Genomic DNA, 22,295 nt, shown 5'->3' with positions numbered 1-22,295 from the left:
GGTCACAGTCCCTTCGGGGCGGGCGCGGCGACGAGTCCGTCACCGGCGGCGGGGGCGGGAAGCGGCTGTGGCAGGCGTACCGCGGAGTCGGCCGCGGGGGTAGACGACCCGGAAGCGGCATCGGGGGCAGTGGTCCTCAGGAAGAGCGTGAGCAGCGCGCTGATCGCGTGGAACCCGGCGAAGATCCACACCACACCGCCCACCCCCAGCGGCCCGAGGAAGAGACCGACGACGAGGGGTCCTACGAACGTGGAGGCACCGGCGCCCAGATTCAGGGCGGCCATGGCCTGGCCCTTGTGGGTGGGCGCGATGGCGGTCATCAGCGCGGAGAGCGGGACGTACCCGGAGAGGGTCGCGCCGTAGAGGACCGCGACCAGCACGCACAGGGCGTACTGCGAACCGACCGCGGACGGGACGTAGTACAGGACGAGGGTGGAGAGCGTGCAGCCCACGCCGCCGAACCAGGCGACGGTGGTGCGCCAGCCGACCTTGTCGCCGACCATCCCGAAGAGGAGGTTCGTGACGATGTTGGTGGCGAACATCAGGGCGAGCAGCCGCAGCCACTGCGCGTCGGAGAGCCCGATCTCCTTGACGAACCAGGTGGGGAGCATGACCAGGAAGCCGAACTGCGACGCGGTGTTGAGCATCCGCACCACCGCGCCCGCGCCCACCCTGGGGTTGCGGCAGAGGATCGTCAGACTGCCGACGAGCCCCGCCATCGGGCTCTCCCCCGCCGGAGCGAGGCGCCCGGACCCGGTGGGCTCCCGGATCAGGAGGAGCGGTACGAGCCCTCCGACGACGACCACGCCGAGCGCGGCCCACAGCGTGCCGAGCTCCCCGATGTGCGGGATGAGGAGGCTGGCGGTGAGCGAGCCGAGCGTGGGGAGTCCGGCGGAGAACGCCGACCAGAACCACCCCATGGCGCTGCCCATCTGCCGCTGCGGCGCGACCGCCGCGATCCACACCAGGAAGGCGTACGCGAAGAGCGGGAAGGCGAGGCCGCGCAGTCCGTAGCCGAGGAGCAGCAGCGGGTACGCCTCGCTGGGGATCGCCACGGTCAGGAAGAACACATGCGTGACGGCGAAGGCGACGAGACCGAGCCACATCACGCGGCGCGGCCCCCACAGGTCGGAGAGCGCCCCGGCGAACCAGGCGGCGACGGCGCCGGTGACGCCGTAGACGGTGAAGACCATCGCGACGTCGGAGGCCGGGATGCCGAGGCCCTCCAGGTACGGCGAGAGATAGCCGGCCTCGACGCCGACGCCGGTCATGAAGATCAGGAGCCCCAGGTATCCCCAGGAGAGGGCGGGCGGAATGCCGAGTCGTGTGAAGACGGAACTCGGGGTGTTCGTCATTGAAGCTCCCCTGCGGCAATGGCGGCGACGAGTGCTGGCAGGAACGAGCTAACAGCTGGCTGAAAATCCACGTCAATCACTTGCCGACATCTCCCGTGACAAGGGACTTCCGCCGTGTGAGAAGGACTTGGGTCCCCCGGCTCCCAGCAGCGCGGCGGCCCGCCGACCACCCGGACGTCCTGTGAAATCCATGAGATCATCACTCGGAGACTTCACATGGTGCGGCAGGCGGAGCACGGTGCGGCAGGCGGAGCACGGTGCGGCGGCGGGCGGGAAGAGGAGCGCGGCATGGCGACGGCGGACCGGGCGGACGTGCGCGGGGCGCGGCGCGTGCGCATCCGCGAGGCAGTGGTCGCAGGCGGCTTCGTGCGCGCCGCGGACCTCGCCGACGAGTTCGGCGTCAGCTTGATGACGATCCACCGCGACCTGGACTTCCTGCAGACACAGGGCTGGCTGCGCAAGGTGCGCGGCGGGGCGACGGGCCTGCCGTCCGCGCAGTTCCACGGCAGCGTGGCCGAGCGCATGTCGACCATGGCGCAGACGAAGCAGCAGCTCGCGCGGGCCGCGGCGCGGGAGCTGGTGCCGGGGCAGACGGTCCTGCTCGACGACAGCACGACGTGTCTGCACCTGACGCGGCTCCTGACCGAGCGCACGCCGCTGACGGTGATCACCAATTCGCTGCCCGCGATCACGGCGCTCGCCAAGGAGCCCGGCGTCTCACTGATCGCGCTCGGCGGCAGCTACTTCCCCGCGTACGACGCCTTCATGGGCCTGCACACGGCCGACAGCGTCGAGGCGTTCCGCGCGGACGTCCTGTTCATGTCGACGACCGCGGTGACGCGCGGTCGCTGCTATCACACGTCACCGGAGACGGTGCAGGTCAAGCGGGCGATGATGGCAGCGGCGACGCGCCGGATCCTGCTGGCCGACCACACGAAGTTCACCCGCGACGGCCTGTACGCGCTGGCACCGCTGTCGGACTTCGATCTGCTGGTGGTGGACGACGGGCTGGGACAGGAAGAAATCAGGGAGATCCGCACGGGCGGTACAGAAGTGCGGGTCGTGCCACGCCTCTGAGGGGCAGCACCCCGTAAGGGGCGCGGGGAACTGCGCGACAAGCCACATCGAACGCGCACCCCGAAGCAGGCGGGCCGCGGCACCCCCTACCCGGACAGTGCCTCCCACCGAACAGTCCGATCACACCACCGCTCAAGCAACACGCGGTCATGCCCGACAGCCAACAGCCCCGCCCCGGACTCCGCCCGGTACTCCTCCACGGCGTGGACCAACGCCGCCGTCGTCGACGCGTCCAGCATCGCCGTCATCTCGTCACAGATGAGCCACCGCGGCCGCAGCACCAACGCCCGCGCCAGGCAGGCCCGCTGCAGCTGACCATCGCTGACCTCGTGCGGGCGGCGGCCCAGCAGGTCGGCGCCGAGCCCGACGACGGGCGTCAACTCCGCCACGCGCGCGGCGACTTCGGAGGCCCGCCCCACCGCCCGCAACGGCTCCGCGATCAGGTCCGTGAGCGTGAGGCGCGGATCGGCGGACAGCCGCGGCTGCTGGAAGACGACGCCGAAGGCGGTCCGCTGCTCGCGCGGCGCGCGGTGACGCCAGCCCTTGGCGGCCGCCCCGTCGATGACGACCTGCCCGGCGTCGGGCCGGTGCAGAAGCGCAGCGACCCGCGCCAGCGTCGACTTGCCGCAACCGCTGGGGCCGAGCAGCCCGACCGACTCGCCCGGGGCGACGGACAGGTCGACGTCCCGCACGACGGGGGCACGGCGGTCGTATCCGGCGGTGATGGCGCGCAGTTCAAGCACGGGGCGCCTCCAGCACGTCCGCGTGGGGATGGTGGCAGGCGGCCCCGCCGCTGAGCGCGGGCACGGCCGCGCACGCCTCGTCGGCGCGTTCGCAGCGCGCCGCGAACGCGCACCCCTCGGGCAGCGCGGACAGCTCGGGCGGCATGCCTGGGACGGGCGTGAAGGCGCGCTCGGGCAGGGCGTTCAGGAGCCCTCGGGCGTAGGGGTGCCGGGGGCCGGGAGTACCGAAGAACTCGGCGGCGTCGGCGAGTTCGACGACGCGGCTCGCGTACATCACGGCGACGCGGTCGGCGATCCGCTCCGCGGCGGCCAGATCGTGGGTGATCATCAGCAGCGCGCGGTCCTCGCCGACGTGCCGGCGCAGTTCGTCGACGGTGCGGTCCACGAGGTCGCGGTCGAGTCCCGTGGTCGGCTCGTCGGCGAGCAGCAGCGGGGCGTCGCCGATGAGGGCGAGGGCGGTGGCGGCGCGCTGGGCGAGGCCGCCGGACAGCTCGTGCGGGTAGCGGTCGAGGTGCCCGGTGGGGAAGGCGGCGCGCTCGGCGGCCTCGACGGCCGCGGCCCGCAGCTTCGGCCTGCGGACGCCCGCGAGCTCGCGCAGGGTCTCCTCCAGCTGGGAGCGCACGGTCCGTACCGGCGTCAGGTGCGCTGCGGGACTCTGCGGTACGAGGCCCACGCGCCGCCCCCGCACGGTGCGGGCAAGGGTCCGCTCGTCGGCGGTCAGGAGGTCGACGCGGTCCGTGCTGCCGGTGCCGGCGAGGAGCGCCGACCCGGCGGTCTCCGCGTTCCGGGGAAGCAGGCCGAGCAGCGCGGAGGCCAGCACGGACTTGCCGCAGCCGCTCTCGCCGACCAGGGCGAGGCACTCGCCCGCCGCGAGGTCGAAGGTGGCGTCGGTGACGGCCGAGACGTGCTTGCCGCCGCGCATGCGGAACCGTACGGAAAGGCCCTGAACGGAAAGGACGGGAACCGTCACAGCATGAGCTCCGATCGGCGCCGCGGATTGATCCGTTCCCGCCAGGCGCCCGCGAGGCCGGCGATCGCCAGCGTGGGCACGATGATGAACAGGCCGGGGAACAGCGTCGGCCACCAGTCGCCCGCGAGCAGCGAGCCGCGCGCGCTCTGCACGAGCGTGCCCAGGCTCGCCTGGTGGGTGGGCAGACCGAGGCCGAGGAAGGACAGCGCGGACTCGTGCCAGATGGCGTGCGGCACCATCAGGACGGCGGCGAGCCCTGCCTGCGGCAGGACGCCGGGCAGCAGGTGCCGCACCGCCACGCGCAGCCGCGAGGCGCCGCCGGAGATCGCCGCGTCGACGTAGGGGCGCGAGCGCAGGGAGAGGACCTCGGCGCGCACGATGCGGGCGGTGGACAGCCAGTGCGTGAGCGCCACGGAGACGACGACCGGCCACACCCCGGGGCGGAACATCGCGACGATGAAGATGCCCAGGAGCAGGTGCGGCACGGACGAGAAGACGTCCACGAGCCGCATCACGACCCGGTCCACCCAGCCCCCGGAGGCGGCCGCGAGGGCGCCCACGGCCGTGCCGATCACCGTGGCGACGACCGCCGCGACGACCCCCACGAGCAGCGAGACCCGCAGCCCGTAGACACAGCGCAGCAGCAGATCACGGCCGACGTCGTCGGTGCCGAAGAGGTGCTCCCAGGACGGCGGCTGGAGCTTGGCGGCCAGGTCGACGGCCTGTTCGTCCAGGTTCACCAACGGCGGCACGACGAGGACGGCGAGGACGACCGCGGCGACGATCACCGCGGAGGAACGCACCCGCCACGCGCGCGTGGAGCGACGTGCGCCGCCTTGGGCGCGCCATGCGAGGCCGGCCGCATCGGCTTTCTCAGCCTTCTCAGCCTTCTCAGCCTTCTCGGCCTTCTCAGCCTTCTCAGCCGTCTCGGCCATCTCAGCCATCGAAACCCACCCTCGGATCGGCGAGGCCGTACAGGAGGTCGGCCACGAGGTTGCCCAGGAGGACCGCGACCGTGGCGAGCGCGGTCAGCGCGGCAAGCAGCGGGAAGTCCACGGACGTCGCGGCCTGCACGGTGGCCGCCGCGATGCCGGGCCAGCTGAAGACGGTCTCGACCAGCAGCGCCCCGGTGATCAGCTCGGGCACGCGCGAGCCGACGAGCGTGAGCACGGGCAGCATGCCGGAGCGCAGGGCGTGCCCGAGCAGGACGGTCCGTTCTGCGAGGCCACGCGCGCGTGCGCCGCGCACGGGGTCGTCACCGAGCGCGTCCCCGACGCCCTGGCGTACGTACAGCACGAACCAGGGAAGCTGCGAGATCGCGAGCACGCCCGCGGGCAGCACCAGATGGCTCGCGACCTGTCCGGCCGTCACGGTCGAGCTCGCGGTGTCGGTGAGGCCGCCCGAGGGCAGCACGCCGAGCTTCAGCGCGAACAGCCACACGGCGAGCAGGCCGAGCCAGAAGGGCGGCGCCGCTTCGAGCGTGTACGCGAGGGACGTCACGACGCGGTCGAGCCACCCGCCCGGGCGGCGCGCGGCGAGCACGCCGAGCGCGGTGCCGAGCAGGATCGCGACGACGAACGCGGTCGCGGCAAGCAGCACCGACCAGCCGATGCGCTCGCCGATGGCGTCGGCGACGGGCTGGCGCAGGGTGCTGGAGTTCCCGAGGTCACCGGTGAGGGCCGAGGTGAGCCAGTCCCACCACTGCCCGGCCAGCGGCTTGTCGACGCCGAGGTTGGCGCGCAGCTGGTCGAGGTTCTCCTGCGACGCGGTGAGCCCCGCCGTGCCCGCGTAGGCCTTGACGGGGTCGAAGGGCGAGGCCGCGGCGACGGCGAAGACGCCGAAGGTGACGACCAGCATGACGGGGACGGCGAACAGGGCCCGCCGGCCCACGAGCCGTGCCATCGGCCCCCAGGGAAGGCGGCACGCCGCCGCCTTCCCCGAGGACTTCGGTATCGCCGTCGTCACTTCTTCGGCTGCCAGTCCTCGACGTTCCACCAGGGGCCGGAGGCGAGGCCGTGGTCGTGCGGCTCGACCTGCGTGGACAGGTCGCCGAAGCGCTTGTCGACGACGTAGAGGTGGTCGATGTGCGTGAGGAAGGTGTAGCCGGGGTCCTTCACGAGCTCGCGCTGGATGGTGTCGTACGCCTTCTGGCGCTCGGCCCGGTCACCGCTCTTGCGGGCGTCCTCCAGGGCCTTGTCGACCTTGGCGTTGTCGTAGTGCGCCATGTTGTTGAAGCCGTCACCGGCGAGCGAGGACTTCAGGAGCGTGTACTGGTCGAAGTCCGGGTCGGCCGGGGAGCCGCCGCCAGCGAGGACCGCGTCCTTGGGCATGCGGGGCTCGATGACCTCCCACGTGCCGGACTGCACCTCGACCTTGATGCCGAGCTTCTTGGCGTCGGAGGCGTAGGCGAGGGCGTGGTCCTGGCGGAGCTTGTCGCCGGAGAGGTACCAGAGCGGGAACTTCGCCTGGACGCCGTCCTTCTCACGGATGCCGTCCTTGCCCGGCTTCCACCCCGCGTCGTCGAGGATCTTCTTGGCCTTGCCGGCGTCGAACTTGCGCTCGGTGCCCTTGGTGAACCAGGGGCTGTCGGTCGGGACGGGCCCGTAGGCCTCCTTGCCCGCGCCCTCCAGGATCGAGTCGACCATGGCCTTGCGGTCCACGCCGATGTCGAGGGCACGGCGGATGCCGGTGTCGCCCGTGACCTTGTTGCCGGAGGGCAGCGTCACCACGCGGTAGTCGAAGGTCTTGGCGGCGTAGGTCTTCTTGTTGCCGTCGTCCTTGTACTTCCTGGCGAGGTTGGGCGGCAGGATGGCGCCGTCGAGCTCACCGGCGTCGAGCCGGGTGGAGCGGACGTCGTCGTCCTTCATGATCGCCATCGTGAAGTTCTTGACCTTCGGTGCGCCGCCCCAGTAGTCGGGGTTGGCCTTGAAGATCAGCTTCTCGCCCTTGGACCACTTCACGAGCTCGTACGGGCCCGTGCCGACCGGCTTGGTGCTGAAGTCGCCGGTGTTCACGTCCTGCTTGCCCGCGATGTGCTCGGGCGCGATCGGCAGAACGGTGCGCTCGGCGAACGGCGCGTACGGGTACTTCAGGTGGAAGACGACGGCGTCCTCGCCCTTGGCCTCGACGCTCTTGAGGGCGTCGAGCTCGGTCTTCGAGGCGTTGTTGGTCTTCTTGTCGAGGATCGTCTCGTACGTGAAGACGACGTCCTTGGCCGAGAAGGGCTTCCCGTCGCTGAACTTGACGCCCTTGCGGAGCTTGTACGTGTAGGTCTTGCCGTCGTCGGCGACCTCGGGCAGCTCGGCGGCGAGCGCGGGCTTGAGCTTCATGTCGGCGTCGTGCGTGAGCAGCCCGTCGAAGATCTTCGAGTTGCCGTCCTTGCCGTAGCCGAGGAGAGGGCTGAGGGTCTCGGGCTCGTACGCGATGCCGACGACCGCCGAGTCCTTCGCGCCACCCGTGCCGCCGCCGTCACCCGGCGCCGAGCAGGCGGAGGCCGCGACCGCTATCGCGGCCGCCGTCGCCAGCGCGCCTGTGCCCCGTATCGATCGGGCCCTCATGCTCCACACCCCTACCGAAGATCATCTGCTGTTGCGAACGGTTCGCAATTATGCCTTACGTAAGGAAGGGGTAAAACGCGCAGCCCGCACGCGGTACGTGCGGGCTGCATCAAAAAGGGGACCGACCGCTCGGGGCAAGGAGACCCGGCCGCTCGGGGCAAGGGGACCCGGCCGCTCAGGGCGCCCTGAGGTCGACGAGATCGGCCAGTGCCTCGCGGTGCCGACCTGCCGTGCCGCAGCCGATCGAGTCGGCCTTGGCGCGCTTCAGGCAGAGGTGCACGGGGTGCTCCCAGGTCATGCCGATGCCGCCGTGCAGCTGCAGCGCCTCCTCGGCGGCGCGCACCGCGACGGGCGAGGCATAGGCCTGCGCGAGGGCGGTCGCGACGTCGGCGTCCTGGCTCCCTGAGGCGAGGGCGTCGGCCGCGTTCCTGGCGGCGGCGCGGGTGTTGACGACCTCCAGCCAGAGCTGGGCGAGCCGGTGCTTGAGCGCCTGGAAGGAGCCGACGGGCCTGTTGAACTGGTGCCGCTCCTTCGTGTAGCGGACGGTCTCCGTCAAGCACCAGTCGGCGAGGCCGAGTTGCTCGGAGGCCAGCAGCGCGGCACCGGCGCGCAGCCCGCGCCGCACGGCCGCGTCGGCGTTCCGGGTGAGCGCACGCGCGTGTGCCGCGTCGAAGGTGGCCGTGGCGAGCGGCCGGGTGAGGTCCAGGGAGGTCTGCGGCGTGACGGTGACGCCGTCCTGGTCCGTGTCGACCGCGTAGAGCGCGCCGTCAGCCGGGACGAGCAGCACATCGGCGCAGGACGCGTCCGCGATGCCGGTCAACTCGCCGTGCAGGGCGCCGCCTTCATGGCGTACGGATACGAACGGGGCACCGGGCGCGGCCGCGAAGCCGACCGCGAGCGCGCCGACGGTACGCCCGCACGCCATGGCGCCGAGCAGCTCGGCGGCCTCGGCCGCCGGGCTCCCCTCGGCCGCCCCGCCGCCCTCGCCCTCCACGCACGCGAGCAGCGCCTCCGTGGCGACGACGGCACTGGTGAGGTAGGGCACGGGCGCCACGGCCCGGCCCAACTCCTCCAGGACGACGGCCGCTTCGCGGTGCGTGGCGCCCTGGCCGCCGAGCTCCTCGGGCACCAGGAGACCCGCGAGGCCCATGCCGTCGCCGAGGGCCTTCCACAGCTCGCGGTCGTGCGGCCGGCCGGTCTCGACGCGCGCGAGGACGGCGGTGGCGTCGCAGCGGTCGGCGAGCAGGCCGCGCACGGCCGAGCGCAGCGCCTCTTCCTCTTCGGAGTAGAGCAGGTCACTCATCGCGCGAGGTCCTTCCAGGCGACGTCCTTGTCGGTGCGCGGCTCGGCGGGCAGGCCAAGGACGCGCTCGGCGACGATGTTCAGCAGGACCTCACTCGTCCCGCCCTCGATGCTGTTGCCCTTGGACCGCAGATAGCGGTAGCCGGCGTCGCGTCCCACGAAGTCGACCAGTTCGGGCCGCCGCATCGTCCAGTCCTCGTACAACAGACCTTCCTCGCCCAGGAGTTCCACCTCCAGGCCGCTGATCTCCTGGTTGAGGCGGGCGAAGCCGAGCTTCATGCCGGAGCCCTCCGGACCCGGCTGGCCCGCGACGAGCTGCTGGCGCAGCCGCTCCCCGGTGAGCCGCGCGACCTCGGCCTCCACCCAGAGCTTCACCAGGCGCTGGTGGAGGTCGTGTGTGCGCAGCTCGGGGCGTTCGCGCCAGGTCGCGGCGACCGGGCCGATCATGCCGCCCTCGCGCGGGATGCGCATGCCGCCGATGGAGACGCGCTCGTTCATGAGGGTGGTCTGCGCGACCTTCCAGCCGTCGCCGACCGCGCCGAGGCGGTGCGCGTCGGGGATGCGTACGTCGGTGAGGAAGACCTCGTTGAACTCGGCCTCGCCGGTGATCTGGCGCAGCGGCCGCACCTCGACGCCCGGGTCGGTCATGTCGCACACGAAGTACGTGATGCCGCGGTGCTTGGGCTGCTCCGGGTCGGTGCGAGCGATGAGGATGGCCCAGCGGGCGTTGTGGGCGCTGGAGGTCCACACCTTCTGCCCGTTGACGATCCAGCCGTCGCCGTCCCGTACGGCGCGCGTGCCGAGCGCCGCGAGGTCGGAGCCCGCCCCCGGCTCGCTGAAGAGCTGGCACCACACCTCCTCGCCGATCCACAGCGGGCGCAGGAAGCGGCGCTTCTGCTCCTCGGTGCCGAAGCCGAGGACGGTCGGCGCGGCCATGCCGAGGCCGATGCCGATGCGGCGGGGATCGTTGTCGGGCGCGCCCGCGGCCTCCAGCTCGGCGTCCACGACGGCCTGCAGGGAGCGCGGCGCCCCGAGCCCGCCGAGGCCCTCGGGGTAGTGCACCCAGGCGAGCCCGGCGTCGAAGCGGGCCTTGAGGAAGTCCGTGCGGTCCGTGCTCGCGGGCGGGTGCGCGGCGAGGAACTCCTGGGTGCGGCTGCGCAGTTCGGCGGCGTCCGTCATGCGGCACCCCCGTGCGGAAGGACCGCCACGCGGCCGGTCGTGACGCCGTCCGCGACGCGCTGCACGGCGGCCGCGGCCTCGCCCATCGCCACCCGCTCGCTCACCAGCGGCTTGATGGCACCCTTGGCGGCGAGCTCGGTCAGGGCCTCGTGGCAACGCAGGACGGCCTGCGGGTCCTTGGTGTTGTACAGGCCCCAATGCAGGCCCACGATCGAGTAGTTCTTCACCAGGGCGTGGTTGAGCGCGGGCGAGGGGATCGCGCCGCTGGCGAAGCCGACGACGACGATGCGGCCCTCGAAGGCCACGCACTTCGCGGACTTGGCGTACGCGTCGCCACCCACGGGGTCGTAGATCACGTCGGCACCGCGGCCGCCGGTGGCTTCCTTGACGGCCGCGATCACGTCGTCCGTGCGCCGGTCCAGGACGACGTCGCAGCCGAGCCGGCGCGCGGCCTCCGCCTTGTCCTGGCCGCCGACGACACCGATGACCTTGGCTCCTGCCGCCTTGCCGAGCTGGACGGCCGCGCTGCCGACGCCGCCCGCGGCCGCGTGCACCAGGAGGGTCTCGCCCGCTTGGAGGTGCGCGCGGCGGTGCAGGGCGAACCAGCCGGTCTGGTAGCCGATGTGCAGCGCGGCGGCCTCCGCGTCGTCCAGCGCGTCGGGGGCGGGCAGCAGGGCGGCGGCGTCCGCGACGGCGTACTCGGCGAAACCGCCGTACGGCAGCGCGGGGTTGGCGATCACGCGCCGGCCGTCCTCGGTCTCGCCGCAGATCTCCACGCCGGGGGTGAACGGCAGCGGAGGCCTGACCTGGTACTGGCCGCGGCAGAGCAGAGCGTCCGGGAAGTTGATGTTCGCGGCGCGGACCAACAGCCGGACCTGCCCCTCGCCGGGCTCGGGGCGGTCCACCTCCGCGAGGCGCATCACCTCGCCCGGCTCGCCGTTCTCGTGCACTTGCCATGCCTGCATGCGGGGCCTCCACGGGGCTGTCGTAGACCGTGCTCGACCGCATACTAAGCGGTCGCTTGCCCCCAGGGGAACAGTGCGGAAAAGGTCAGTCCGCGCTCCCCTTGCCGCCCCTCTTCGCGGGGCGCGCCCGGACATGCATCCGCTCGCCCTGCGGCCCGAACAGGCTGATGAACTCAGCGCCTCCCTCGCTCGTCGTCCCGAACCAGTGCGGCACGCGGGTGTCGAACTCGGCGGCCTCGCCGGGGCCGAGCACCACGTCGTGGTCACCGAGGATCAGACGCAGCTTTCCCGACAGCACGTACAGCCACTCGTACCCCTCGTGTGTCTGCGGGTCCGGGACCGCCGCCGTGCGGGCGGGCTCGACCACCTTGTACGCCTGGAGGCCGCCGGGCTGGCGGGTCAGGGGCAGCATGGTGCGGCCGTGCCGGACGATCGGCTTGGCCCGGACCCGCGGGTCGCCCACGGGCGGGGCGCCGACCAGCTCGTCCAGCGGGACCTGGTGGGCGCGGGCGATCGGCAGCAGCAGTTCGAGGCTGGGCTTGCGGTGACCCGACTCCAGGCGGGACAGGGTGCTGACCGAGATGCCGGTGGCGGCGGACAGACCCGCGAGGGTGGCGCCGCGCTCCTTGCGGATGCGGCGCAGCCGGGGGCCGACCTCGGTGAGGACCTGATCCATCGCTTCCGGCGCTTCCGTCTCTTCGCTCATGCCTCCACTATGACTCAGTTCTTGCAATATCGGCAAACAGACTTGTCAATCATGCACCTGGGGGGTCATGGTCCGAAGGAAGGTGGTCACCGTGACCCGGATGTGACCCGGATCGAGAGCCAGAGGGAGAGCGCGATGAGGGAGAGAGCGATGAGGAAGCGGAGCACGACGGGGAACCAGGCGTACGACGTGGTGGTCGTCGGAGGCGGCACGGCGGGGCTGAGCGCGGCCCTCGTGCTCGGCCGGTCCCGGCGGCGGGTCCTGGTGGTCGACGCGGGCGAGCCGCGCAACGCGCCCGCGGCGCACATGCAGGGCTACCTGTCGCGGGACGGCATGCCGCCCGCCGAGTTCCTCGCCGAGGGACGACGGGAGCTGGAGCGCTACGGGGTCGAGGTCGTGCGCGACCGCGTGACGGCGCTGTCCCCGGACGGCGAAGGGGAGTTCGAGGTCGGGCTCGCGGACGGCGGGGCGGTGCGCGCGCGGCGGGTCGTCGTGGCGACGGGAGTCGTGGACGAGCTGCCCGACGTGCCGGGGCTCGCCGAGCGCTGGGGCCGCGACGTGCTGCACTGCCCGTACTGCCACGGCTGGGAGGTACGGGACGAGGCGTTCGGCGTGCTCGCCCCCGAGCCCTTCAGCAGCCACCAGGCGCTGCTCGTCACCCAGTGGTCCACGGACGTGACGCTGTTCCTGGACACCGTGCGGGAGCTGCCCGACGCGGAGTGGGAACGCCTCGCGGCGGCCGGGGTCCAGGTGGTGGAGGGCGAGGTCGCGGGCCTGGAGGTCGAGGGCGACCGCCTGACGGGCGTACGACTGGCGGACGGCAGGGTCTTGCCCCGCTCGGTGCTGTTCGTCGCATCGAAGCCGGTTCCGCGGGAGGACCTCCTGGGCACGCTCGGCGTGGAGTTCAGGGACACGCCGTTCGGTGCGTACCCGGTGGTGGACGAGACGTTCCGCACCACGGTCCCGGGCGTCTGGGCGGTGGGCAACGCCGCGGGCCCGATGGAGCAAGTGATCAACGCGGCGAGCGCCGGCTACCGGGCGGGCACGGTGATCAACGCCGAGCTCCTGATGTCGGACATCGAAGCGGAGGCGGCCCGGCGGCGGGCGGGCGTGTTCACACCGGAGACGGAGGCGGCGGTGGCAAGGGCGTGCACGGCTTGACGGCCTGAGCGCCCCCGCGAGGGACGCGGGGAGCTGCGCGACCAGCCACGGACCACCCACAGCCGACACACGCCCCCGCCGACCGTCAAAAGGCGTCGCCCTTGACCAACGCATGCAGATGCTGGTCATGCCATCCATCCCCGTGCAACAACGCCCCCCGCATCGTGCCCTCAAGCCCGTACCCGGCCTTGGCCGCCACCCGGCAGGACGCCGGATTGGCCACGGAGTGGCACAGCCGCAGCCGGTGCAGGCCGAGGTCGTCGAAGGCCCAGCCGCTGACCCGCCGCACTGCCTCCACGACGACACCGCCGCCGCGCGCAGCCGGAAGCAGCCAGTACACGATCTCCGCGCTGCCGCCCGCGAGGTCGATGTCGCCCCACCCGATGAGCCCGATCGCCTCGCCGCCCTCCGGCCGGGCGACCGCCCAGACCGCGCCCGTCTCGGCCCGCCAGCGCTCGTGCATGCGCTCGATCCTCCTGGCCGCCTCCTCCCGCGACTCCACGGGCAGGAGGTTCCACCGGCTGATCCCGGGGTCCCGCCCCGCGGACGCCAGCGCGTCGGCGTCGGCGTCGTCCAGTCGCCAGGGACGGAGTTCGAGTCCGCGGGGAAGGTCGAGCACGGGCTGCGCGACACCGGCCATGCGACCTGCGGGAACGACCGGCGGTACGGGCAAGTTGGCGATCATCGCCGCATGCTGCCACAGCCGTCGGGCGTACGGAATCGGATATCGGGCATGGAGGTTTCGCCCCGTACGCGGTATCGATGCGCGCATGACGGACGACGAAGCGCCGCGATCCTGCGCACCCGGCCGCGCCCTGCCCGGTCTGCCCGCCCCTCCCCCGCCCGGCGCGAGCGCGCTGCCGCCCGGCACGTACGACGGGACGGTCGTCCTCGTCACCGGCGGCGGCACGGGCCTCGGCAGGGCCGTCGCCGCGGAGTTCGCGCGGCTCGGCGCCGACCTGGTGATCGCGAGCCGCAAGGAGGACCAGCTCGAGGCGGCTCGGGACGAACTGACGGCGCTGGGCGGGCGGGTGACCGCCGCGGTCTGCGACATCCGTGACGCCGAGCGCGTCGCCGAGGTCTTCGACGCGACGCAGGAGGCGTACGGCCTGCCCGATGTCCTGGTGAACAACGCCGCCGCCAACTTCCCCGTCCCCACGGAGGACATGTCGCCGAACGCCTGGCGCTCGGTCGTGGACATCACGCTCACCGGCACGTTCCTGATGACGCGCGAGTTCGGCCGCCGCCACCTGGCCGCGGGCACCCCGGGTTCGGTCATCGACGTCGGCGCGTCGTACGCCTGGACGGGCGGCCCCGGATTCGCCCACAGCGCGGCGGCCAAGGCGGGCGTCAAGAGCCTGGTCGAGACCCTCGCCGTGGAATGGGGGCCGTACGGAATCCAGGTCAACGGCCTCGTGCCGGGCCTGATGCCGCACGACGACATGACCGCGGACATCCGCGGCAACCTCGACCGGGCCGGGGACACGGCCGCCCGCCAGCCCGCACTCCGCGTCGGCCTGCCCCGTGAACTGGGCTGGGCGGCCACGTTCCTGGCCTCCCCGTACGCCCGCTTCATCACGGGCCACACCTTGGTGGTGGACGGTGCGAACTGGCAGCGGCGCGCCGTGGTGAGCCCGCCGGTGACGACGGTGCGCGAGCAGCTGGGGAGGGGCGAGTTCACACCCTGAGCCGCCCCCCCCCCCCCGGATCCCGCACCGTGAGCCCCCCGGCCCGCTCTCACTTCCCCTCGAACGAAGCCGCCCGCCCCGCCGCCTTCGCCCCGTACCCCTCCCGCGAGTCCTCCGACGTGAGCGTGATCGCCGCGTTCATGGCCACGCGGTCGAGCGCCCCCGCCATCCCCGCGTCGGCGTACGCGTCGATCCCGCGCTTGACGCCCTGCACGGCCAGCGGCGCGTTCGCCGCGATCTCGGCGGCCAGCGCATGCGCCGTCTTCGCCAAGTCGCCGCCCGGGACGACCTGTTGGAGCAGGCGCAGCCGCTCGGCCGTGGCGGCGTCGATCCGGCGCCCCGTGAACGCGAGCAGCTTCGCCCAGCCGGCGCCGGCCTCGCGGGCGATGCGCAGATCGCCGCCCGCGTCCACGGCGACGCCGAGCTGCGCCTCGGGCAGCGCGAACACCGCGTCGTCCGCCGCGATCCGCACGTCCGCCATCAGGGCCAGTTCGAAGCCGAACCCCAGGCAGTACCCCTGCACGGCCGCGACGACCGGCTGCGGCAACTCGGCGAAGACGCGGAAGCGCTCGTGGACCCAGCGCATCGCCTCGTAGTAGTTGCGGGCACGCTCGGCGCCGGAGCGGCCCGTGATCGCGCCGCCCGGCGCCGTGATGTCGATGCCCGCGCAGAACGCCCGGCCCTCGGCCCGCAGCAGCACCGCCCTGATCGAGTCGTCGAAGCGGATCCGGTCGGCGAAGAGGCCCAACTGCCGGGTGGATTCCCAGCTCCACGCGTTCAGCTTGCGCGGGCGACAGAGGGTGAGGACGCCGAGCCCGTCCTCGACGTCGAGGCGAAGACGCTCCTCGCCCTCCGGGATGTCCCTGCCGATGGTGTCGATCATGCGCGCTCCCCTGCACCGACGGACCTGATGGCCCGTCAGACTAAGGGTGCGGACTCACGGACAGAAGACGCCTGCCGACCATCGGCACACGACGCCTACCGGCTGAAGACCTCGAACCCCACCGCGGGCTTCCCGCCGAAGCGCGGGGCCAGCGCCTGCGCGTTGCCGGTGAGGAACGTACGGCAGTACTTCTCGGGCTCCTCGTCCGTCAACGCCTCGATGTAACTGCGGTGTTCGAGGAGCGAGGCCACCGAGCGGTCGAGGCCCGCCGACGCGTCCGCGGCGTGCGTGGGCGTCGACGAACCGGCGACGGCGACCCACCGCACGCCGTTCCAGGGCTCAAGGCCCTGCTCCTCGATCAGCTCGGGGAAGATCCAGCGGTTGCCCGCGTCGGCAGCGGCGTCCAGCGTGGCGCGGCCGACCGCGACATGGTCGGGGGTGTTCCAGGCGACGCCGCCCCAGGTGTCGCGGTGGTTGAGCGTGATGACGAGCTCGGGGCGGTGACTGCGGATCGCGGCGGCGATGTCGCGGCGCAGCGCGATGCCGTACTCGATCACGCCGTCCTTGTGGTCGAGGAACTCGACGGTGTCCACGCCGACGACGGCCGCGCTGGCCCGCTGCTCCCGCTCGCGCAGCGGCCCGCAGGTGGCGGGGTCGATCGTGTCGATGCCCGCCTCGCCGCGGGTCGCCAGGAGGTAGGCGACCTCGCGGCCGCCGTCCGTCCAGGACGCGATGGCCGCCGCGCACCCGTACTCCAGGTCGTCCGGGTGGGCGACGACGGCGAGCGCGCGCCGCCAGTCGTCGGGCATGGGCGCGAGCTGGTCGGCGGGCGCGGCTGTGCTCTGCGGCTCGGTCATGATCCCCACCCTATCGCCGGGGCGCGACAACGAGTTGGGCCGACCGAAGGCCTCGTCGCTCAGCCGGGGCCCACGCCGTGCGCCTCGCCCCGGACCCATGCCTCGGCCCGGACCTGCGCCTCGCCCCGGACCTACGCCTCGCCCCGCGTCATCGCGATGAGCCGGTCCAGCACACGCGGCCCGCCCACGCGCAGCCCGTCGTGCTCGAACTCGTCGGTCACCCAGGTGCGCAGGCCCCCGATGGAGCGGGCGGTGCGCAGGGAGTACTCGACGTCGACGTACATGTCGTCGTGGTAGACCGACGCGGCCGCGGGCACCTCGTTCGCGGCGAGGCGGTCCAGGTCGTACAGGCGCGGCCAGTCGGTGCGCGCGGCGACGAGTTCGGCGGTCTCGCGCAGCGGGCGCAGCGCCGGGTCGCTGTCGAACATCCAGCGCTGCACAGCCTCGCCGGTGAACAGCAGCGGCGCGTCGCCCGTCAGGGCCTTCTCCGTGTCGAACTGCGGGAATTCGGTGCGCACCCGCTCGGCCGCCCAGGCGGTGGGCCGCTCGCCCTGGCCGTAGATCGCCTCGTGCAGGACGGCGAAGAGCGGGTTGCCCGCGTACGACAGAACGGCCTGCACGTTCTCCTGGAAGGCGTCGGAGAGCTCAGGCCCCGAGGGAGTGCGCACGAAGGCGTCCTCGATGAGGTAGTGCAGGCGGTGGCTGCCGTCGCCCGTGCCGAGCAGTATGCCGAGCGACTGGAAGGCGGGCACGGTCAGCTTGTAGCCGCCGTTGAGAACCGGCTCGTGCTCGGCGAGGTACGCGGCGATGCGGCGGGCCCGCTCCACGTCCTGGGGGTAACGGGCGTAGTGCGCGGCGGTCTTGCGCTCCATGCGGGGGTAGGTCGCCCGGTACACGTCGTCGGCGTGGCCGTCGAGCGAGGGCAGGCCGCCGGTGATCAGCGCGGTCTCCAGGCCCTCGGGCGCCGCCGACAGGTAGTGCGTGGCGCAGAACCCGCCGAAGCTCTGCCCGAGGACGCTCCAGGGGGCGCCGCCCGTCACCTCGCGGCGGATCGCCTCGCAGTCGCGGACGATGGAGTCGGCGCGGAAGTGGGCCAGATAGTCGGCCTGTTCGCGGGGGCCGCCGCGCAGCGGGAGCGTCTGGCGGTTGGCGGGCGTGGAACTGCCGGTGCCGCGCTGGTCGACGAGCAGGACGCGGAAGTCCTGCAGGGCGCGGCCGAGCCAGGACTCCTTGCCACTGAAGCGGGTCGCCCCGAAGCCGGGGCCGCCCTGGAGGTAGACCAGCCAGGGAAGGTCGGCGCCGCCCCGCGCGGCCGACACCACCTCGCGGGCGAAGACCTCGATCCGCTCCCCCGCCGGATCGTCGTGGTCGAGCGGCACGTCGAAGCGGCGGTCGGTGAGGACGACTCCGGGCTGGCGGTACGTGTCGAACAAGGCTGCTCCCAAGCTGTGGTGTGCGGATCCTTGCCCTCCAGTCCAGCACACCCGCCGCACCGGCCGCCCTCGGGGCGGAACATCGTGGACCTGCGGCTGCTCACAGGAATGCCTGCGCACCTGGGGCGACCCGCTGCGTCCTCGACTCCCTGACGCTCGCCCACCGCAGGGCCCCGCGCGCCCGGACGACTCCCGCAACGCACCGCGCCCGCGTACGCTGCATCCATCCGATGATCGACAAGGAGGAACCCGCGATGCGTGTCGCCCTGTTCCTGACCTGTGTCAACGACACGCTCTATCCGGACACGGGCCGCGCAGTGGTGAAACTGCTGACCAGACTGGGAGTTGACGTCGACTTCCCGATGGACCAGACCTGCTGCGGACAGGCCCACTACAACACCGGCTATCGCCATCAGGCAGAGCCCCTCGCGCGGCATTTCTCCGATGTCTTCGGTTCGGATGCGTACGACGCGATCGTGACACCGTCCGGGTCGTGCGGGGCCATGGTCCGCGAGCTGTACCCGCGCATGGGCGAGCGGGCGCGCGCGGAGGGCCGCGGCGACGGCCTCGCCCGCACCCTCGCCCCGGTCGTCCCCAAGACGTACGAACTCACGGAGTTCCTGGTGGACGTCCTCGGCGTCACCGACGTCGGCGCGTACTACCCCCACAAGGTCACCTACCACCCGACCTGTCACGGCCTGCGCTCCCTCGGCCTCGGCGAGCGGCCCGCCCGACTCCTCCGGGCGGTCGAGGGACTTGAGCTCGTGGAGCTGCCGGGGGCCGAGGAGTGCTGCGGCTTCGGCGGCACCTTCGCCGTGAAGAACTCCGATGTCTCGGCGGCGATGGGCGCGGACAAGGTGCGGCACGCCGAGTCGACGGGGGCCGACGTGCTGTGCGCGGCGGACAACTCCTGTCTGATGCACATCGGCGGCACGATGGCCCGGCTGCGCACGGCCGTGCGCCCCGTCCACATCGCGGAGATCCTAGCGAGCACGGAAGAGGAGCCCCTGTCATGAGCGGCGGCACATTCGTCGGCATGCCCGCCTTCCCGAAGGCCGCGCACGAGGCGGTCGGCGACGCCACCCTGCGCGCCAATCTGCGGCACGCCACCCACACCATCCGCGACAAGCGGGCCCGCGCCGTGGCCGAGCTCGACGACTGGGCCGAGCTGCGCGAGGCCGGACGGCGCATCAAGGACCACACGCTGCGCCATCTCGACCGCTATCTGGTGCGGTTGGAGGAGTCGGTGGTGCGGGCCGGCGGCACCGTGCACTGGGCCGCCGACGCCGACGAGGCCAACCGCATCGTCACCGACCTGGTCAAGGCCACCGGGGAGCGTGAGGTCGTCAAGGTCAAGTCGATGGCCACCCAGGAGATCGGCCTCAACGAAGCCCTTGAAGCGGAGGGCATCCACGCCTACGAGACCGACCTCGCCGAGCTGATCGTGCAGCTGGGCCACGACCGGCCCTCGCACATCCTGGTGCCCGCGATCCACCGCAACCGCGGCGAGATCCGCGACATCTTCCGCAAGGAAATGGCGAGTTGGGGCCGCCCGGCACCCGAGGGCCTGACCGACACGCCCGCCGAGCTCGCCGAGGCGGCGCGGCTGCACCTGCGCGAGAAGTTCCTGCGCGCCGAGGTCGGCATCTCCGGGGCGAACTTCATGGTGGCCGAGACCGGCACGCTCGTCGTCGTGGAGTCGGAGGGCAACGGCCGCATGTGCCTGACCCTGCCCGAGACGCTGATCTCCGTGGTCGGCATCGAGAAGCTCGTCCCGACCTGGCGCGACCTGGAGGTCTTCCTCCAGACCCTGCCCCGCTCCTCGACGGCCGAGCGCATGAACCCGTACACGTCGATGTGGACGGGCACGACCGACGGCGACGGGCCGAGCACCTTCCACCTCGTCCTGCTCGACAACGGCCGCACCGACACCCTCGCCGACGAGGTCGGCCGCCAGGCCCTGCGCTGCATCCGCTGCTCGGCGTGCCTCAACGTGTGCCCGGTCTACGAGCGCGCGGGCGGGCACGCGTACGGCTCGGTCTACCCGGGCCCGATCGGCGCGATCCTCAGCCCTCAACTGCGGGGCACCCAGAGCGAGATCGACGCCTCCTTGCCGTACGCCTCCTCGCTCTGCGGCGCCTGCTACGAAGTGTGTCCGGTCGCCATCGACATCCCCGAGGTCCTCGTGCACCTGCGGGAGCGCGTGGTGCAGGGCGGCGAGGTCACGCGGCGCGGCGTGAAGGTGACGCTGAAGCCTGCGAAGGGGCACGCGGCGGAGCGGGCGGCGATGCGGGCCGCGGGCCTGGCGTTCGCCCGCCCCGGTGCGCTGCGCGCGGGCCAGCGCCTCGCCTCGCGCACCCGGCGGCTCCACCCGCGCACGCTGCCCGGTCCCGGCCGGGCCTGGAGCGCTGCACGGGCGCTGCCGAAACTCCCCGCGGAGCCGTTCCGCGACTGGTGGCAGCGGACGAACGGCGGCAAGGACAGCGGGAAGGGCGGCGCCAAATGAGCAGCAGGGACCGGATCCTTGGCCGGGTGCGCCGGGCGCTCGCCGACATGCCGGAGGACGAGGCCGCGTACGAGGCCTACGAGACGGCGGTGGACCGCGGATACGCCCGCGAGCACGGCGCCCGCACCACCGAGCAGAGCGTCGACCTGCTGGCGGAGAACCTCGCGGACTACCGCGCGATCGTGCGTCGCTGCACGGCGGAGGAGTTGCCGGAGCTCCTGCCGCGCCTGCTCGCGGAGCGTGGCGCGCGCACCGTCCTGGTCCCGCCCGGTCTGCCGCCGCACTGGTCGGCGGCCGCCGACGCCGTGCGGGTCCACGACCGGGCGGCGAGCACCCCGAACGAGCTGGACGAGGTGGACAGCGTCATCACGGGATGCGCCGTGGCCATCGCCGAGACCGGCACGATCGTCCTGGACGGCTCCCCCGATCAGGGCCGCCGCCGCATCACCCTGGTCCCGGACCACCACATCTGTGTCGTACGCGTGCCCGACCAGGTCGTCGGCTCCGTGCCGCAGGCCCTCGAACGGCTGGACCCGGCCCGTCCGCTCACCTGGATCTCGGGACCCTCCGCGACCAGCGACATCGAGCTGGACCGGGTCGAGGGAGTGCACGGACCGCGCACCCTGGAGGTGGTGCTGATGAGCGGAGAGTGACGGGCGCGGCTAGCGTGAGGGGATGATCCGGTTCGAGCAGGTGACCAAGCGCTACCCGGACGGCACGACGGCCGTGGACGACCTCTCCTTCGAGGTCGCCGAGGGCGAACTGGTCACACTCGTCGGCCCTTCCGGCTGCGGCAAGACCACCACGATGATGATGGTGAACCGCCTCATCGAGCCCACGTCGGGCCGCATCTTCGTGAACGACGAGAACATCGCCGACGTCGACCCGGTGCGGCTGCGCCGCCGCATCGGCTACGTCATCCAGCAGGTCGGCCTCTTCCCGCACCGCACGATCCTCGACAACACGGCGACCGTCCCCGCCCTGGTCGGCTGGAAGAAGGCGAAGGCGCGGGCCCGCGCGGCGGAGCTCCTCGACCTGGTGGGCCTGGCCCCCAAGACGTACGGCTCGCGCTACCCCGAGCAGCTGTCGGGCGGCCAGCGTCAGCGCGTCGGTGTGGCACGGGCGCTCGCCGCCGACCCGCCCGTCCTCCTGATGGACGAGCCGTTCGGCGCGGTCGACCCGGTGGTGCGCGAGCAGCTGCAGGACGAGTTCCTGCGCATGCAGGCGACCGTGCGCAAGACGGTCCTGCTCGTCACCCACGACATCGAGGAGGCGGTCCGCCTCGGCGACCGCATCGCGGTGTACGGACAGGGGCGCATCGAGCAGTTCGACACCCCGGGGGCGGTGCTCGGGGCGCCCGAGACGCCGTACGTCGCCGAGTTCGTGGGCGCCGACCGGGGCCTCAAGCGCCTGTCGGTCACCGAGATCCAGACGGACGACCTGGAGGAGCCGCCGATCGCCCGCCTCGACGAGCCCGCCGCGCAGGCCGCGGCCCGGCTGCGCGAGGAGGAGGCGCGCTGGGCGGTGGTCCTGGACGCGGACGGCGATCTGCACGGCTGGGTCGGCGTCGACGAGGTCGCGCTCGCCGGCGCCGGCGGCACGGTGGGCGACCTGGCCCACCGCATGAACTCCTGGGTCCCGATCGGCGCCCCACTCAAGCAGGCGTTCGGCGTGATGCTGCAGCACGACGCGGGCTGGGTGGCGGTCCTGGACGGCGCGCGCTTCCTCGGGGTCCTGACCCCGGCGAAACTTCACGAGGCCTTGCGCCGCTCGGTGGACGCGGACGCGTTGGGCGTGACGCGGGATCAGGTGGAGTTCGATTCGGTGGCCGACGCGTAAGGGCTCCGCCGACGGTCCTTCGTCCGCGGGTTCGTCGTGGCTGGTCGCGCAGTTCCCCGCGCCCCTGAAGGGGC

21 protein-coding genes are annotated in these 22,295 nt (G+C 72.5%); 7 read left to right on the top strand and 14 right to left on the bottom strand.

Annotated elements, in window-relative coordinates; genetic code table 11:
- Nucleotides 1-2 precede the first annotated feature (2 nt).
- The gene (locus tag AB0B50_RS26405; protein ID WP_362336720.1) at nucleotides 3-1,355 is read right to left on the bottom strand and encodes an MFS transporter; all 1,353 of its coding nucleotides are present in this window, start codon (nucleotides 1,353-1,355) and stop codon (nucleotides 3-5) included.
- A gap of 288 nt (nucleotides 1,356-1,643) precedes the next feature.
- On the opposite strand from AB0B50_RS26405, the gene AB0B50_RS26400 reads away from it, so the two are divergent.
- A complete protein-coding gene (locus tag AB0B50_RS26400) occupies nucleotides 1,644-2,432 on the top strand; it encodes a DeoR/GlpR family DNA-binding transcription regulator (protein ID WP_362336718.1) in 789 nt (262 codons plus the stop codon).
- A gap of 86 nt (nucleotides 2,433-2,518) precedes the next feature.
- Here the strand turns inward: AB0B50_RS26400 and AB0B50_RS26395 are convergent, their stop codons facing one another.
- From AB0B50_RS26395 to AB0B50_RS26355, 9 genes are all read right to left on the bottom strand, one after another.
- Nucleotides 2,519-3,175 carry an ATP-binding cassette domain-containing protein gene (locus AB0B50_RS26395; RefSeq protein ID WP_362336715.1) on the bottom strand — a complete coding sequence of 219 codons (657 nt, stop codon included), beginning with the start codon at nucleotides 3,173-3,175 and terminating at the stop codon, nucleotides 2,519-2,521.
- The gene (locus AB0B50_RS26390) at nucleotides 3,168-4,097 is read right to left on the bottom strand and encodes an ABC transporter ATP-binding protein (RefSeq protein ID WP_362336712.1); all 930 of its coding nucleotides are present in this window, start codon (nucleotides 4,095-4,097) and stop codon (nucleotides 3,168-3,170) included. Before AB0B50_RS26390 ends, AB0B50_RS26395 begins: the two co-directional genes overlap by 8 nt.
- Nucleotides 4,098-4,141: 44 nt before the next feature.
- On the bottom strand, nucleotides 4,142-5,089 hold the full coding sequence (locus AB0B50_RS26385; protein WP_362336709.1) for an ABC transporter permease: 948 nt from the start codon (nucleotides 5,087-5,089) through the stop codon (nucleotides 4,142-4,144).
- The gene (locus AB0B50_RS26380; protein ID WP_362336706.1) at nucleotides 5,082-6,047 is read right to left on the bottom strand and encodes an ABC transporter permease; all 966 of its coding nucleotides are present in this window, start codon (nucleotides 6,045-6,047) and stop codon (nucleotides 5,082-5,084) included. Before AB0B50_RS26380 ends, AB0B50_RS26385 begins: the two co-directional genes overlap by 8 nt.
- A 59-nt stretch (nucleotides 6,048-6,106) precedes the next feature.
- Nucleotides 6,107-7,702: an ABC transporter substrate-binding protein gene (locus AB0B50_RS26375; protein WP_362336703.1), complete on the bottom strand. Its 1,596-nt coding sequence runs from the start codon at nucleotides 7,700-7,702 to the stop codon at nucleotides 6,107-6,109.
- Nucleotides 7,703-7,877: 175 nt separating this feature from the next.
- Nucleotides 7,878-9,005 carry an acyl-CoA dehydrogenase family protein gene (locus AB0B50_RS26370; protein ID WP_362336700.1) on the bottom strand — a complete coding sequence of 376 codons (1,128 nt, stop codon included), beginning with the start codon at nucleotides 9,003-9,005 and terminating at the stop codon, nucleotides 7,878-7,880.
- The gene (locus AB0B50_RS26365; protein WP_362336697.1) at nucleotides 9,002-10,183 is read right to left on the bottom strand and encodes an acyl-CoA dehydrogenase family protein; all 1,182 of its coding nucleotides are present in this window, start codon (nucleotides 10,181-10,183) and stop codon (nucleotides 9,002-9,004) included. Before AB0B50_RS26365 ends, AB0B50_RS26370 begins: the two co-directional genes overlap by 4 nt.
- Complete coding sequence (locus AB0B50_RS26360; protein WP_362336694.1) at nucleotides 10,180-11,148, bottom strand: NADPH:quinone oxidoreductase family protein; 969 nt, start codon at nucleotides 11,146-11,148, stop codon at nucleotides 10,180-10,182. Before AB0B50_RS26360 ends, AB0B50_RS26365 begins: the two co-directional genes overlap by 4 nt.
- An 85-nt stretch (nucleotides 11,149-11,233) precedes the next feature.
- The gene (locus AB0B50_RS26355) at nucleotides 11,234-11,854 is read right to left on the bottom strand and encodes an XRE family transcriptional regulator (RefSeq protein ID WP_362336691.1); all 621 of its coding nucleotides are present in this window, start codon (nucleotides 11,852-11,854) and stop codon (nucleotides 11,234-11,236) included.
- Nucleotides 11,855-12,004: 150 nt separating this feature from the next.
- On the opposite strand from AB0B50_RS26355, the gene AB0B50_RS26350 reads away from it, so the two are divergent.
- Nucleotides 12,005-13,015, top strand: a complete 1,011-nt coding sequence (locus tag AB0B50_RS26350; protein ID WP_362336688.1) for an NAD(P)/FAD-dependent oxidoreductase — start codon at nucleotides 12,005-12,007, stop codon at nucleotides 13,013-13,015.
- A gap of 85 nt (nucleotides 13,016-13,100) precedes the next feature.
- Here AB0B50_RS26350 and AB0B50_RS26345 read toward each other — a convergent pair whose 3' ends face one another.
- The gene (locus AB0B50_RS26345; RefSeq protein ID WP_362336685.1) at nucleotides 13,101-13,700 is read right to left on the bottom strand and encodes a GNAT family N-acetyltransferase; all 600 of its coding nucleotides are present in this window, start codon (nucleotides 13,698-13,700) and stop codon (nucleotides 13,101-13,103) included.
- 85 nt (nucleotides 13,701-13,785) lie between these two features.
- Here AB0B50_RS26345 and AB0B50_RS26340 point away from each other — a divergent pair, with 85 nt between their 5' ends.
- Nucleotides 13,786-14,703 (top strand): SDR family oxidoreductase, encoded by a 918-nt coding sequence (locus tag AB0B50_RS26340; RefSeq protein WP_362336682.1) that lies wholly within the window; start codon nucleotides 13,786-13,788, stop codon nucleotides 14,701-14,703.
- 49 nt (nucleotides 14,704-14,752) lie between these two features.
- On the opposite strand, the gene AB0B50_RS26335 is transcribed toward AB0B50_RS26340, so the two are convergent.
- The 3 genes from AB0B50_RS26335 to AB0B50_RS26325 all read right to left on the bottom strand — a co-directional run bounded on the left by AB0B50_RS26335 (nucleotide 14,753) and on the right by AB0B50_RS26325 (nucleotide 17,876).
- Nucleotides 14,753-15,586: an enoyl-CoA hydratase/isomerase family protein gene (locus AB0B50_RS26335; protein ID WP_362336679.1), complete on the bottom strand. Its 834-nt coding sequence runs from the start codon at nucleotides 15,584-15,586 to the stop codon at nucleotides 14,753-14,755.
- A gap of 95 nt (nucleotides 15,587-15,681) precedes the next feature.
- A complete protein-coding gene (locus AB0B50_RS26330) occupies nucleotides 15,682-16,443 on the bottom strand; it encodes a PIG-L deacetylase family protein (protein WP_362336676.1) in 762 nt (253 codons plus the stop codon).
- A gap of 131 nt (nucleotides 16,444-16,574) precedes the next feature.
- Nucleotides 16,575-17,876, bottom strand: coding sequence for an alpha/beta fold hydrolase (locus tag AB0B50_RS26325; RefSeq protein ID WP_362336673.1), 1,302 nt, complete (start codon nucleotides 17,874-17,876; stop codon nucleotides 16,575-16,577).
- Between the two features lie 254 nt (nucleotides 17,877-18,130).
- On the opposite strand from AB0B50_RS26325, the gene AB0B50_RS26320 reads away from it, so the two are divergent.
- The 4 genes from AB0B50_RS26320 to AB0B50_RS26305 are packed head-to-tail and all read left to right on the top strand — an operon-like array spanning nucleotide 18,131 to nucleotide 22,221.
- On the top strand, nucleotides 18,131-18,892 hold the full coding sequence (locus tag AB0B50_RS26320) for a (Fe-S)-binding protein (protein ID WP_362336671.1): 762 nt from the start codon (nucleotides 18,131-18,133) through the stop codon (nucleotides 18,890-18,892).
- Nucleotides 18,893-18,912: 20 nt separating this feature from the next.
- Nucleotides 18,913-20,382, top strand: coding sequence for a LutB/LldF family L-lactate oxidation iron-sulfur protein (locus AB0B50_RS26315; RefSeq protein ID WP_362336876.1), 1,470 nt, complete (start codon nucleotides 18,913-18,915; stop codon nucleotides 20,380-20,382).
- A complete protein-coding gene (locus tag AB0B50_RS26310) occupies nucleotides 20,379-21,035 on the top strand; it encodes an LUD domain-containing protein (RefSeq protein ID WP_362336668.1) in 657 nt (218 codons plus the stop codon). Before AB0B50_RS26315 ends, AB0B50_RS26310 begins: the two co-directional genes overlap by 4 nt.
- Before the next feature lie 22 nt (nucleotides 21,036-21,057).
- The gene (locus tag AB0B50_RS26305; protein ID WP_362336665.1) at nucleotides 21,058-22,221 is read left to right on the top strand and encodes a betaine/proline/choline family ABC transporter ATP-binding protein; all 1,164 of its coding nucleotides are present in this window, start codon (nucleotides 21,058-21,060) and stop codon (nucleotides 22,219-22,221) included.
- Nucleotides 22,222-22,295 lie beyond the last annotated feature (74 nt).

The sequence above is a fragment of the Streptomyces sp. NPDC041068 genome (assembly GCF_040647455.1).
Classification (GTDB): domain Bacteria; phylum Actinomycetota; class Actinomycetes; order Streptomycetales; family Streptomycetaceae; genus Streptomyces.
This window is presented reverse-complemented; position numbering and strand designations above follow the sequence as displayed.